This is a genomic window from Pseudideonella sakaiensis (genome assembly GCF_048320135.1).
Taxonomy (GTDB): domain Bacteria; phylum Pseudomonadota; class Gammaproteobacteria; order Burkholderiales; family Burkholderiaceae_C; genus Ideonella_A; species Ideonella_A sakaiensis_A.
The window spans coordinates 3050528-3063674 of the sequence record NZ_CP182947.1 but is presented as its reverse complement, the minus strand read 5'-3'; the positions used below and the strand labels follow the sequence as shown (position 1 = coordinate 3063674).

At 62.9% G+C, this 13147-nt stretch carries 12 protein-coding genes, 1 tRNA gene and 1 rRNA gene; 2 read left to right on the top strand and 12 right to left on the bottom strand.

The annotated features are described in order from the left end of the window. Nucleotides 1-15: 15 nt before the first annotated feature. The 6 genes from ACNH6H_RS13930 to ACNH6H_RS13905 all read right to left on the bottom strand — a co-directional run bounded on the left by ACNH6H_RS13930 (nucleotide 16) and on the right by ACNH6H_RS13905 (nucleotide 5570). Nucleotides 16-92, bottom strand: a tRNA-Ile gene (locus ACNH6H_RS13930). Between the two features lie 232 nt (nucleotides 93-324). Continuing rightward, nucleotides 325-1857, bottom strand: a 16S ribosomal RNA gene (locus ACNH6H_RS13925). A 401-nt stretch (nucleotides 1858-2258) separates the two neighbouring features. Continuing rightward, nucleotides 2259-4031 carry a phosphoenolpyruvate--protein phosphotransferase gene (gene ptsP / locus ACNH6H_RS13920; RefSeq protein WP_418318469.1) on the bottom strand — a complete coding sequence of 591 codons (1773 nt, stop codon included), beginning with the start codon at nucleotides 4029-4031 and terminating at the stop codon, nucleotides 2259-2261. A 49-nt stretch (nucleotides 4032-4080) separates the two neighbouring features. Continuing rightward, the gene (locus tag ACNH6H_RS13915) at nucleotides 4081-4350 is read right to left on the bottom strand and encodes an HPr family phosphocarrier protein (protein ID WP_418318468.1); all 270 of its coding nucleotides are present in this window, start codon (nucleotides 4348-4350) and stop codon (nucleotides 4081-4083) included. Next, nucleotides 4319-4786 (bottom strand): PTS sugar transporter subunit IIA, encoded by a 468-nt coding sequence (locus ACNH6H_RS13910; protein WP_418318466.1) that lies wholly within the window; start codon nucleotides 4784-4786, stop codon nucleotides 4319-4321. The genes ACNH6H_RS13915 and ACNH6H_RS13910 overlap by 32 nt, the downstream gene beginning before the upstream one ends. Before the next feature lie 250 nt (nucleotides 4787-5036). Further along, nucleotides 5037-5570, bottom strand: a complete 534-nt coding sequence (locus ACNH6H_RS13905; protein WP_418318465.1) for a hypothetical protein — start codon at nucleotides 5568-5570, stop codon at nucleotides 5037-5039. Nucleotides 5571-5625: 55 nt separating this feature from the next. On the opposite strand from ACNH6H_RS13905, the gene ACNH6H_RS13900 reads away from it, so the two are divergent. Together ACNH6H_RS13900 and ACNH6H_RS13895 are read left to right on the top strand one after the other, a co-directional pair. Continuing rightward, nucleotides 5626-6873 (top strand): CaiB/BaiF CoA transferase family protein, encoded by a 1248-nt coding sequence (locus tag ACNH6H_RS13900; RefSeq protein WP_418318463.1) that lies wholly within the window; start codon nucleotides 5626-5628, stop codon nucleotides 6871-6873. Between the two features lie 100 nt (nucleotides 6874-6973). Beyond that, the gene (locus ACNH6H_RS13895) at nucleotides 6974-8131 is read left to right on the top strand and encodes a hypothetical protein (RefSeq protein WP_418318461.1); all 1158 of its coding nucleotides are present in this window, start codon (nucleotides 6974-6976) and stop codon (nucleotides 8129-8131) included. Here the strand turns inward: ACNH6H_RS13895 and ACNH6H_RS13890 are convergent. From ACNH6H_RS13890 to ACNH6H_RS13865, 6 genes are all read right to left on the bottom strand, one after another. Then, nucleotides 8103-8798 (bottom strand): DUF4197 domain-containing protein, encoded by a 696-nt coding sequence (locus ACNH6H_RS13890; protein ID WP_418318459.1) that lies wholly within the window; start codon nucleotides 8796-8798, stop codon nucleotides 8103-8105. The genes ACNH6H_RS13895 and ACNH6H_RS13890 overlap by 29 nt on opposite strands. A 101-nt stretch (nucleotides 8799-8899) precedes the next feature. Next, complete coding sequence (gene lipA, locus ACNH6H_RS13885; RefSeq protein WP_418318457.1) at nucleotides 8900-9907, bottom strand: lipoyl synthase; 1008 nt, start codon at nucleotides 9905-9907, stop codon at nucleotides 8900-8902. 49 nt (nucleotides 9908-9956) lie between these two features. Beyond that, on the bottom strand, nucleotides 9957-10658 hold the full coding sequence (lipB, locus tag ACNH6H_RS13880) for a lipoyl(octanoyl) transferase LipB (RefSeq protein WP_418318455.1): 702 nt from the start codon (nucleotides 10656-10658) through the stop codon (nucleotides 9957-9959). A 19-nt stretch (nucleotides 10659-10677) separates the two neighbouring features. Then, the gene (locus ACNH6H_RS13875) at nucleotides 10678-10953 is read right to left on the bottom strand and encodes a YbeD family protein (RefSeq protein ID WP_418318453.1); all 276 of its coding nucleotides are present in this window, start codon (nucleotides 10951-10953) and stop codon (nucleotides 10678-10680) included. A 6-nt stretch (nucleotides 10954-10959) separates the two neighbouring features. Continuing rightward, complete coding sequence (locus tag ACNH6H_RS13870; protein ID WP_418318451.1) at nucleotides 10960-11847, bottom strand: D-amino acid aminotransferase; 888 nt, start codon at nucleotides 11845-11847, stop codon at nucleotides 10960-10962. A 40-nt stretch (nucleotides 11848-11887) separates the two neighbouring features. Further along, nucleotides 11888-13084, bottom strand: coding sequence for a D-alanyl-D-alanine carboxypeptidase family protein (locus ACNH6H_RS13865; protein WP_418318449.1), 1197 nt, complete (start codon nucleotides 13082-13084; stop codon nucleotides 11888-11890). Nucleotides 13085-13147: the final 63 nt, after the last annotated feature.

The window sequence follows — 13147 nt, the reverse complement described above, 5'->3', positions numbered from 1 at the left end:
CTTCACGAACGAAGATGGTGGGTCTGGTTGGGCTCGAACCAACGACCCCCGCCTTATCAAGACGGTGCTCTAACCAACTGAGCTACAGACCCTTCACGTTCTGCTGTGAACGCGCAGAATCTGCATCGCCCCCAGCCACGCTCCAAGTGCCGCAGCACCATGCTGGTGAGTGCTCAGCCGGCTCACGCTCACACACTGTGTTCAACTTCCAGCCGATAAGGGTGGGCGCAAAGAATTAAGGTGACTTCTGTTTGGGCTCGACTCGTTCGACGCCTCCACTTGCAAGCAAGCTTCTTCATCGAGGGCGGTCTCGCCATTTTCCAGAAAGGAGGTGATCCAGCCGCACCTTCCGATACGGCTACCTTGTTACGACTTCACCCCAGTCACGAACCCTGCCGTGGTGAGCGCCCTCCTTGCGGTTAGGCTACCCACTTCTGGCAGAACCCGCTCCCATGGTGTGACGGGCGGTGTGTACAAGACCCGGGAACGTATTCACCGCGGCAAGCTGATCCGCGATTACTAGCGATTCCGACTTCACGCAGTCGAGTTGCAGACTGCGATCCGGACTACGACCGGTTTTCTGAGATTAGCTCCCCCTCGCGGGTTGGCAACCCTCTGTACCGGCCATTGTATGACGTGTGTAGCCCTACCCATAAGGGCCATGATGACCTGACGTCATCCCCACCTTCCTCCGGTTTGTCACCGGCAGTCTCATTAGAGTGCCCTTGCGTAGCAACTAATGATAAGGGTTGCGCTCGTTGCGGGACTTAACCCAACATCTCACGACACGAGCTGACGACGGCCATGCAGCACCTGTGTCCAGGCTCTCTTTCGAGCACTCCCAAATCTCTTCAGGATTCCTGGCATGTCAAGGGTAGGTAAGGTTTTTCGCGTTGCATCGAATTAAACCACATCATCCACCGCTTGTGCGGGTCCCCGTCAATTCCTTTGAGTTTCAACCTTGCGGCCGTACTCCCCAGGCGGTCAACTTCACGCGTTAGCTTCGTTACTGAGAAGAAACCCTCCCAACAACCAGTTGACATCGTTTAGGGCGTGGACTACCAGGGTATCTAATCCTGTTTGCTCCCCACGCTTTCGTGCATGAGCGTCAGTGCAGGCCCAGGGGATTGCCTTCGCCATCGGTGTTCCTCCGCATATCTACGCATTTCACTGCTACACGCGGAATTCCATCCCCCTCTGCCGCACTCAAGCCTTGCAGTCACAAATGCAGTTCCCAGGTTGAGCCCGGGGATTTCACATCTGTCTTGCAAAGCCGCCTGCGCACGCTTTACGCCCAGTAATTCCGATTAACGCTCGCACCCTACGTATTACCGCGGCTGCTGGCACGTAGTTAGCCGGTGCTTATTCTTCAGGTACCGTCATTAGCTCTCTTTATTAGAGAAAGCCGTTTCTTCCCTGACAAAAGCGGTTTACAACCCGAAGGCCTTCTTCCCGCACGCGGCATGGCTGGATCAGGCTTGCGCCCATTGTCCAAAATTCCCCACTGCTGCCTCCCGTAGGAGTCTGGACCGTGTCTCAGTTCCAGTGTGGCTGGTCGTCCTCTCAGACCAGCTACAGATCGCGGCCTTGGTAGGCTTTTACCCCACCAACAAGCTAATCTGATATCGGCCGCTCCAATAGCGCGAGGCCCTTGCGAGTCCCCCGCTTTCACCCTCAGGTCGTATGCGGTATTAATCCGGCTTTCGCCGGGCTATCCCCCACTACTGGGCACGTTCCGATATATTACTCACCCGTTCGCCACTCGTCGCCAGGATTGCTCCCGCGTTACCGTTCGACTTGCATGTGTAAGGCATGCCGCCAGCGTTCAATCTGAGCCAGGATCAAACTCTTCAGTTCGATCTTGATATAAAAATTACTCAAAGAATTGAAGTAGAACCCACGCATGATTTCTCAAGCATGGTCTTCTCTTCAGTGAGCGTTTAAAGTCCAAGGGACTCGGCATCTTTCGACACCAAATCACCCTCACTCTCCACGCCCACGCTTATCGGCTGTTAGTTTTTAAAGAGCTGCACCTTGCGGTGTTTGCTGATTTTTCGTCAGCAGCAAAGAGATGGGACTGTATCACCTTTTCTCTCTGCCTGTCAAGCAAATCGAAATTTTTTCAAACTTCTTTTTGCCGACCCGGTTGCCTCGCTTATCGCCTTGGCTTCCGTCTCGCTGCATTCATTCGTTTGCAGCGAAGACAGCGACTGTAGCACGTTTTTTGAGCCGTGCGCAAGTGGCCTTAAAAAGTTGGATCAACCCGCCTGCAAACGCCGCATCTCGAGTTCGGGCTCCTCGTGGGCGAGCACCGCTGCGGCGCGGGGCACCAGCTTGCGGGTATCGGCTCGCAGGATGCGCTGCTTGACGGCAGGAATCCGCGCCGGATGCATCGAAAAGCTGCGCAGCCCCATGCCGAGCAGCAGCTCGGTGAATGCGGGGTCGCCGGCCATCTCCCCGCAAACCGACACGCCACGGCCGGCCGCGTTGCAGGCATTGATCGTCGTGGCCAGCATGCCGAGAACGGCCGGGTGCCAGGCGTCGAAGAAATGGGCGACAGATTCGTCAGCGCGGTCAATTGCCAGCGTGTACTGGATCAGGTCGTTGGTGCCGACCGAGACGAAATCGAAATGGCGCAGGATCGTCGGCAGGATCATCACCGCGGCAGGCACTTCGATCATTGCGCCGACTTCGACGCGGTTGAAGGGGATGCCGGCTTCCCTCAACTGGGCTTTTGCACGTTCGATTGCCTCAAAGGTCTGGCGGATCTCGCGCAGCTGCGCAACCATCGGCACCAGCATCCGGACCTTGCCGCGCGTGCTCGTGCGAAGAATCGCGCGGATCTGCTGGCGAAACATCACCGGCTCGGTCAGGCACCAACGGATCGCGCGCAGTCCGAGCGCCGGGTTCAGCGCATGTTCGTGTCTCAATTCGCTGACGCTCATCCGGTCGAGCGGCTTGTCGGCGCCGATATCGACCGTGCGGATCGTCACCGGCATGCCGTGCATCGCCTCGACCGCCTTCACATAGGCCTCAAACTGCTCGTCCTCGCCCGGCAGGTCGCCATTGCGGTTCATGAACAGGAACTCGGTGCGGAACAGCCCGATGCCGACCGCGCCGGCTTCGAACGCCTGCTCGGCGTCGGAGGGCAGTTCGATATTGCCGTGCAATTCGACCCGCTCGCCATCCAGCGTCACTGCAGGCGTATGCCGCAGCCGCGACAGCCGGATCCGCTCCAGCTCGCTCTGCCGCTGGCGGAACCTGTATTCCTCGAGCACGATCGGCGACGGATTGACGATCACGACACCCATGTCGCCGTCGATGATCAACCAGTCGTCCTGGCGGATCGTCCGGCTGGCGTCGCGTGCGCCGACGACCGCAGGTATGTCCAGGCTGCGGGCAACGATCGCAGTGTGCGATGTCCTGCCGCCGACGTCGGTGACAAAGCCGGCAAAGACGCTGCGCTTGAACTGCAGCATGTCCGACGGCGCGATGTCGTTGGCGACGACGACCAGCGCATCCTCGCCGCCGAAATCCCGGTCCGGCGGCAGCACCCGCTCGAGCCCGGCCGCCGTCCCGTCGTGTGATGGATCACGCACCATCTTGCGCAGGATCTGTTCGACGACCTGCTCGAGGTCGGCCTTGCGCTCGCGCAGGTACTCGTCCTCCATGTCGTCGAACTGGCGAGCCAGCACCTCGAGTTGTGCCGACAGAGCCCACTCCGCGTTGTAGTGCCGCTCGACGATCCACTGCTTGGTCGCGGAGGTCAAGGTGTCGTCATGCAGCAGCATCAGGTGCACATCGAGCAGTGCGGACAACTCCTGCGGCGCATCGGTCGGCATGTCGCGCTTCAGCGCCATGAATTCTTCGGCGACCGAATCCCGGGCGGCGCGCAACCGCTCGATTTCGGTGCGAACCTCGGACGGATCGACAAAATAGTGCGCAACGTCGAGCCGGCTCGATGCCACCAGCACCGCGCGACCGATCGCGACGCCCCGAGAAATTGGCAGACCGAAGACCTGGATGCTCATGCGCAATGCTAGCAGCGCCAGCCTGCACGGCACCAGCGCGGAACCGCGCTTATTGCCCTTCGCCGAACTTGTCGTTGATAAGGGCCAGGATGGCCTCTGCGGCGGACTCTTCGTCGCTGCCGTCGACCTCGAGCTCGAGTTCGCTGCCCATGCCGGCGGCCAGCATCATCACGCCCATGATGCTTTTTGCATTGACCCGCCGACCATCCCGGGCGAGAAACACTTCGCTCTTGAAGCTGCCCGCGAGCTTGCTGAGCTTTGCCGATGCGCGGGCGTGCAGCCCGAGCTTATTGCTGATGTTGACTGGCGTCTTGATCATGTGACCCGGTTTTCTGCGCCTGATTCTGCGGTCGCGTGCTCGTCAGCACGCGAACACCCTCGCTTGCGCCCGATCCAGCACAGTCGACCAGCCTGTCGATCGAATCGTCGGCATGGCCGAGGGCGCGCCACAACATCGGCACATTGACACCGGCGATCACCTTGACCTGGCAGGCCGAGTTGTTGGTTTCCCGGCCGGCAAGGCGCACCGCGACATTGGCGGGAGTCGCGCCGACGACGTCGGTGAGTATCAACGCGTCGGGATCGGCGACGGCAGCGAGCAGCACGCCGGCCGACGACTCGATCATTTCGGGACTCATGTCCGGGGTGACGTCGAACGCCTGCAGGCGCCGAGCGCACTCGGGGAAGGTGTGTTGAGCCACTTCGCGAAGCGCGCTCGCGAGCGGGGCGTGGGCAATGATCAGCAGACCAGGCATCAATTCGGATTCTCGGTCGGAAACACGCTCGAATGAGCGAAAAGGAACGACCTATTCATTTGGACCCATCATCGCGCCATCGGTTCATCCCGCATCCCGACGGACCTGCAACGCCAAGGCCATAGCCGCTCAACGCGGCGCCGAGGCGGCAGGCCGACGCATTGCGACCGGTACGCCGTGACCAATTGCAACAGTGTCACGGCAATGTGGCGGCTGCAACTGCATTGTGTCGATGGCACCACACAGAATCTCAGCGCAGTTGCAGCGACGCAAAAAAGAAGTCCGTGGCGTCCGGATCGAGCTTGCGCCCGACCACGCTGGCCTGGTAGACCGATCCCTGGTGGCTGAAAAATTCGCCTTGAGCGTGGATCGGCTGGCCTTGCGGGCCGCGACCAAGCACATCCAGGTGCTGCCCGCCCCATCGGCCGCTGCTCGCCGTCACACCCACGCGCGGCCCGCCGCGGTCTGCTTCTGCCGGTGTATTCGCGGCCAGGTTGGCGACAAGTGCGCTGCGCATCGCCTGCAGCAGCGGCTCGATGCGCTCAGGATCGTCGACATCGATGCGGCTGACCGCAAAGGCGGCGCCCCCGGCCTCGCAGGACATCATCTTCATCTCGACGCGCTGGCTGGCCAGCACCACCGTCCGGACGGCCGACTGAGGCCGGCACGGAAAAAGCGCCACCATGCGGTCGGCAGGCCGTGCTTCCCGCCAGTCGAACGTCGGCGAGCAGCCGCTGCTGATGCCGGCGAAGACCATCAACTTCAAGCATGCCCATCGCCTCATCGGCGCATTATCGGCGCTGTCGCACAATGACAGCCCTTTCCCTCAGGAGTCCCCGATGACTGCAAACGGTCCGCAAGCACTGAAGGGTGTGCGGGTGCTGGACTTGTCGCGCGTGCTGGCCGGCCCCTGGTCGACCCAGATCCTCGGCGATCTCGGAGCCGACGTGATCAAGGTCGAGCGACCACCAAGCGAACGGCATCGTGGTGGCGACGACACCCGCGGCTGGGGCCCGCCGTTCCTGAAGGACAGCGATGGCGCAGACACCCATGAGGCCGCCTACTACCTCGGAACCAACCGCAACAAGCGCTCGCTGACGATCGACATCGGCACCGAGCGCGGGCAAGACCTGGTCCGACAGCTGGTTGCCGGCTGCGACATCTTCGTCGAGAACTACAAGGTCGGCGACATGGCGCGCTACGGGCTCGATGCCGAGCGGCTGCTGGCGATCAATCCGAAGCTGATCTATTGCTCGATCACCGGCTTCGGCCAGACCGGCCCTTATCGCGAGCGCGCCGGTTACGACTATGCGATCCAGGCGATGGGCGGCTTGATGAGCATCACCGGTGAACGCGACGACCTCCCAGGAGGAGGCCCGCAAAAGGTCGGCGTCGCGGTGGCGGATTTGTTCACCGGCATGTATTCGACGGTCGCAATCCTCGCCGCGCTGCGCCATCGCGACCAGACCGGCGAGGGGCAGGTGATCGACATGGCATTGCTCGATGCGCAGATCGCAATGCTCGCCAACCTTGGCGCCAATTACCTCGTGACCGGTGTCGCGCCTAGACGGGCCGGCAATGCGCACCAGAATATCGTTCCGTACCAGGTCTTCGAGGTGGCCGACGGCTACCTGATCCTCGCGGTCGGCAACGACAGCCAGTTCGCGAAATTTTGCGCCGTCGCCGGGGTTCCCGAACTGGCTGCCGACCCGCGTTTCGTGCGCAACTCCGAACGGGTGCGATCGCGCGATGTGCTGGTCCCGATGCTGGCACGCGTGATGAAGGAACGCAGCAAGGCCGACTGGCTCGCCGCGCTCGAAGCTGCAAAGGTTCCTTGCGGCCCGATCAACGATCTGGCCGAGGCCTTTGCCGATCCCCATGTGCAGGCGCGCGGGATGGCGGTCGAAATGCCGCATCCGCTGGCAGGCAGCCTGAAGCTGGTGGCGAGCCCGCTGAAGATGTCGGCAACGCCGGTCAGCTACCGCCGGCCGCCGCCACTGCTTGGCGAACACAGTGACGAGATCCTGGCCGAGTTCGGCATCGATGCCGAGCAGCGCAGCCTGCTGCGCAAGGCCGGAGTGGTCTGATGCCGATCGACCGGCAGCGGGCTCGGCGCGCGATTGGTTCGCGCTCACGAGCCTGCGGCGGCCCGCCCGATCGGCTGCCGCCGACGCCGTTTACCCGACGATGACACAACACCCCGCAGCGCCGGGCGGTCCGCTGGCTGGCGGAGCGCAGCCCGACCAATGGTTCGAACTGGTCGGCGCGGTCGGCATCGGCATCGCCGAACCGCTGACCGATGCGCTCGAGCACATCCAGTCGCTGGTTACCGGTGGGCGCGTCGACAAGGCGCGGCTGCTGAAGCTGCGCGATGCACTCGACGAGGCGCGGCGGGTCGGCATCACCGCGCAGCAGCTGTCACGGTTCGCAACGCGGCGGGTTCGCGTGTCGCACGAACGGGTGCAACTCGACACGATGCTGCGCGACATGCTGCGATACCGTGCGCGCGAGGCCATTGCGCACGGGCTTGCCTTGCCCGACCCGGACGGTGCGCCACTGCGGCCGGCTGAAGTACTGGTCGACGCGACCTTGTTGCACAGCCTGCTCGGCAGCCTGTTCGACTGGCTGTTCCGGCATGCCGCCGAAGCCCTGCAGTTCGCTATCGATATCAGGCGGTGGCCGGGCCAGGTCAGCCTGCATTGCCGCTTCGATGTCCCCGACTGGCTGAGCGATACCGCCGCAACGCCGTTCGACTCGCTGACGTGGCGATTGATCGAACAGATCGCCGCGACGCTCGACCTCGCGGTCCGCCGGGGCATCGATGGCCGCACGGTGACGCTGGCGATGGAATTTCCCCGCAATGCACAGCCCGATCTGCCGGTTTTCGGCAATCGCGACGATGAACCGTTGCCGGTCGCGGATCCCGATTCGATGCCGCTCGCCGGCAGCGCGGTGCTGATCGTCGCAACCAGGCGCGCACTGCGACTGCAGGTCAGCCATGCGATTGCCCACCTTGGTGTGCTGAGCGACTTCGCTTCGTCGGTCGACGAAGCACGAGACGTCTGCCGCAGCAGACTGCCCGATGCGCTGATCGTCGAACAAGCGCTCGACGGCTTTCGCCTGGCGCAGCTGCGCAGCGAGCTGCGCGAGGAATCGGCGCAGCTCGCCTACATCACGATCACCGAAGAAGGCAAGCCGTTCGAAATGTCGGATGACAATCCGCAGCGGCTGGCACGGGTCCGGCGTTCCGCGCTCGAGACCGCGCTGCCGTCGGTACTGATGTTCGAACTGTCGCAGCGCTCGGCCGACAGCCTGGCTAACGCAAGCCGCCGAACACCTGCTTGAGAATCGCACTGCCGGTTCCGACCGGATCGCTGCGGATCCTGCGCTCCTCCTCGGCAATCATCAGATAGAGGCCGTCGAGCGCCTTGGCGGTGACGTAGTGCTGGATATTCGCTTCCCGCTTGTCCATCAGCCCGAAACCCGCCGCCTTGCCGGCGACGGCGTTGTATTTCTCGGCCAAGGCCAGGCGTTCGGTCTGCCGGCTCACGATCGGCAGGAATCGTTCGGTCAACGGCTCGCGCGTCTTGTCGGCAAAAAATCGGGTCACCGAACCATCGCCGCCGGTCAGGATGCGTTTGCCGTCGTCGACGCTCATCGAACGCACCGCATTGAGCAGCAGCGCCCTGGCTTCCGGAACCGCCGCTTCGGCCGCACGGTTCATTGCAACGACCAGTTCATCGACCTGCTGGCTGCCGCCGGTGAACTTCAGCAGCTTGGCGGCGCTTTCGAGAAAATCGGGCAGCGGGATGCGGACTTTCGGATTGCCGAGAAAACCATCGGTTCGTCCGAGTGACGAGACGGCGATCTCGGAACCTCGCTCGAGCGCCGTGCGAATGCCGCTGGCGGCGTCGGTTTCAGTGAACTGTGCATGTGCAGGGAAAACCAGCAGTGCACTGGCAAGCAGCCACCCGACGATCGAAAACAGGCCGGTGAATTTTCTGCGCAACATGGCTTCGCTCCTTCAAGGAAGTACGAACCATCTTATTTTCGAAAGCGGAATCGGCCAAACCGGGCCCATTCGGCCGCTGTCGCGGCGGACCGGATCGACCGTCAGGCGCCGGCCGGTGCTCCTGCCGATGCCAGCGCGGCCGCGTGTGCCTGCTCGTCGGCGTGGTAGCTGCTGCGCACCATTGCACCGACCGCGGCGTGCGAAAAACCCATTGCCGCCGCTTCACGCTCGAACATCCGGAACGTATCCGGATGGACATAACGGCGCACCGGTAGATGATGGCCGCTCGGCGCGAGGTACTGGCCGATCGTCAGCATGTCGATCTGATGCGCACGCATGTCGCGCATCACCTGCAGGATTTCCTCGTCGGTCTCGCCGAGGCCGACCATCACGCCGCTTTTGGTCGGCACGTGCGGCGCAAATTCCTTGAACCGCTTCAGCAGATTCAGGCTGTACTGGTAGTCCGATCCTGGCCGCGCTTCCTTGTACAGCCGGGGGGCGGTCTCGAGGTTGTGGTTCATCACGTCCGGCGGCGCGGCCTTCAGGATCTCCAGCGCGCGGTCCATGCGGCCGCGAAAGTCCGGCGTCAGGATCTCGATCTGCGTGCGCGGGCTCAGGGCCCTGACCTGGCGGATGCATTCGACAAAATGGCCGGCCCCGCCGTCGCGCAGATCGTCGCGGTCGACGCTGGTGATCACGACATAGTTCAGCTTCAGCGCGGCAATCGTCTTGGCGAGATTGAGCGGCTCGTCGACATCGAGCGGATCGGGGCGCCCATGGCCGACATCGCAGAACGGGCAGCGCCGGGTGCACTTGTCGCCCATGATCATGAAAGTGGCGGTGCCCTTGCCGAAACATTCGCCGATATTCGGGCACGAAGCCTCTTCGCAGACCGTATGCAGCTTGTGCTCGCGCAGGATCTGCTTGATCTCATAGAACCGGGTCGTCGGCGAGCCGGCCTTGACGCGGATCCAGTCCGGCTTCTTCAGAGTCTCGGCGGCGACCACCTTGATCGGAATGCGCGCGGTCTTCGCCTGTGACTTCTGTTTCGCGGTGGCGTCGTACTGGGCGGCGGGCGCGGCGTCGCGGGTGACGTTTTCGGTCGACATGGCGGGCAATCTGGAGTTCGTCGGCGCGGCGCACTGCCGCAGTGGTGGGTCAGGGGCTCAGGTGCGAACCGAGCAACTGTGCCATCCGCCGAGCGACCTGCTCCTGATCAGCGGAAACCCCTAGTGTAACGAGATCGACCGTTTTCAGCCCGGCGTAGCCGCACGGGTTGATGCCGGCAAAAGGCGTCAGGTCCATCGCGACGTTCAACGCGACACCGTGGTAGGTGCAATGTCGCGACACCTTGATGCCCAGCGCAGCAATCTTGCCGACACCAGAAAATGGGTCGGCTGCAGCAACGCCGAGGCGGTCCTTCGGCGCTGCCGCTTCCAGCGGCGCATGGCCGAAAGGATCGGCCAGCCGCACGTAGATGCCTGGCGCACCGGCCATGCGATGACCGGTGACACCGAAATCCTCGAGCGTCTTGATCACGCAATGCTCGAGCCGGTAGACAAATTCCTTCACGTAGATGCCGAGGCGCTGCAGATCGATCAGCGGGTAGGCGACGACCTGGCCGGGGCCGTGGTAGGTGATCTGCCCGCCGCGGTTGGTCTGCACGACCGGAATGCCGGTCGGATTGAACAGCAGATGTTCGGCTTTGCCGGCCAGGCCCTGCGTATAGACCGGCGGGTGTTCGCAGACCCAGATCTCGTCGGCGGTATCGCCGCTGCGCTGCTCGGTGAAGCTGCGCATCGCGTCGAAAACCGGCAGGTAGTCGACCCGGCCCAGCATCCGCACGGTGCAATTGCTCACGATCGGCGCAGGGCTTGGGCTACAGAACCACCTTGACCATCGGGTGCGTTGAAAACGCGCGGTAGAGGTCATCCAGCTGCTGCCGGCTGGTCGCGGTGACCGTCAGCGTGATACCGAGATACCGATCGCCCTTGCTGACCCGCAGTTCGATGCTGGCGGCGTCAAAATCCGGATCGAACCGGCGCGCGACTTCGGTCATTGCATTGACGAAGCCGTCGACATTGGCCCCAAGCACCTTGATCGGAAAGGCGCTGGGAAAGTCGATCAACGATTCCTTTCCTGTCGTATCAGCCATCACGCATCAGATCGTCTGCAAGGCCTTCGCCCGGACATAGGCCTGGTGCAGCCGCGCATAAACCGGCCCGGGTTTGCCGCGCATCGCACCGTGCCCGACCGGCTGGCCGTCGAGTATCGTCACCGGGAGGATCTCCTTGGTCGCCGAACTGAGCATGATCTCGTCGGCCGCGATCAGTTCGCCCTCGGCGATCGGGCGCAGGTTGAAGCCGATGCCTTCCTCCTCGCACAACTCGCGGATCAACTCGTAGCGGATACCCTCCAGCAGGTGCTCGCTTTTCGGCGGACCGAGCACCGCACCCTCCTGGACCATCCAGACATTGCATGCCGCCGCTTCTGTCAGATGCCCGTCGCGGAACATGATCGTCTCGATCGCGCCGCGGTCGGCACTGATCTGGCGCGCGAGCACATTGCCGAGCAGCGAGATGCTCTTGATGTCGCCGCGCTCCCAGCGGAAATCGCGCGCCGTCACGCAGGCCACGCCGCGCTGCCGCTGTTCGGCCGTCGGCGGCGACATCCGGTTGACCATCATGAATACGGTTGGCGCAACGTCGGCCGGCATCACATGGTCTCGCAGCGCCACGCCGCGCGTGACCTGGATATAGACCAACTGGTCTTCGACACCCTGCTGCTCGGCCAGTGCGGCCACCAGATGTCGACACATCTGCAACCATTGCTCACGATCGTGCGGATTCGCGATGCGCAATTTGCCGAGTCCGCGCTCGAGCCTGGCCATGTGTTCGGCGAATCTGAACAGGCGCCGGCCATAGACCGGAACCACCTCGTAGACGCCGTCGCCGAAGATGAATCCGCGATCGAGCACCGAGACCCGCGCCTGGTTCAGCGGCAGGTACTCGCCATTCAGGTGGCAAAGCGTATCGGGCAAGGCTTGCATGGATGCTCCGGTCATCGGCGACGGTCGAGCCGTACGCAGCTTACTTGATCCACAGACGCACAGCGTCCCAGGCGCGGCCGAAGAAGCCGGCCTGCGGAACCGCTTCCAGGACGGTCAGAGGCACTTCGGCAATCGCGGTTCCCCCCGCAGTGGAAACTTTCAGTACACCGACCTGCTGACCGGCGGCCAGCGGCGCGACCAGCGGATCGGCACGCTCGATGCGGGTCTGCAGGCGCGCGCCGTCGCCTTTCGCAACCGTCACGAATACCGCCTGCGGCGCACCGAGTCCGACCTGGCTGGCGCGGCCTTTCCACACCGGCACGGTAACCATCGGCTGGTCCTTCGCAAACAGGCGCACCGTATCGAAGGCCTGGAATCCCCAGTTCAGCAGCTTCTGGCTTTCGTTCGCGCGGGCCTGCATCGACGTCGTATTGAGCACGACGCTGAGCAGACGGCGCTTGCCGGGCCCGTCGCCGGTCATGCCGAGATTCGGGAATTCACGCTCGGCGCTGGCGATCAGGCAATAACCCGCGGCTTCGGTGTAGCCGGTTTTCATGCCGTCGACGCTCGGATCGCGGCGCAGCAGCAGGTTGCGGTTCGGCTGCGATATGTTGTTGTACTTGTACTCCTTGATCGAGTAGTAGGTATAGAACTCCGGGAAGTCGCGGATGATGCGCGTCGCGATCATCGCCAGTTCGCGCGCGGTGCTCTTGTGGCCGGGCTCGGTCAGACCGGTGACGTTCTTGAAACTGGTGTTTTTCAGCCCGAATGCCTGCGCTTGCCGATTCATCAACTCGACAAACTGCTCGACGGTGCCGCCAACGCCCTCGGCCAGCGCGACCGATGCATCGTTGCCGCTCTGCACGATCATGCCGTGCAGCAATTGCTCGACCGTCGGCGTCATCGTGGTGTCGATGAACATCAGCGAGCCGCCTTCCTTGCGCTCGTCCCAGGCGCGCCTGGACACCGGCAGCGTCTGCTGCAGCGTCAGCTTCTTGTCGCGCAGTGCGGTGAAAACGACATAGGCGGTCATCAGCTTGGTCAGCGAGGCCGGATCCGCCGGCGCATCGGCATCGCGTTGCGCCAATACCTGCTCGCTGGTCAGGTCGAGCAGCAGGTAATGCTTGGCGGCGATTTCCGGCGGCTGCGGCGCCTGGGCCACGGCAGCTCCGTGCAAGCCGAGCAGCAGGCCGAGCGCGGCGATCGAGTTCTTGAACAGCGGAATGAATCGGGTCATCGAAACTCAGTGAGGAAAGAATTGGTTGGGAGAGGCGGCATCGAACCGGACAGCAGTGACAGC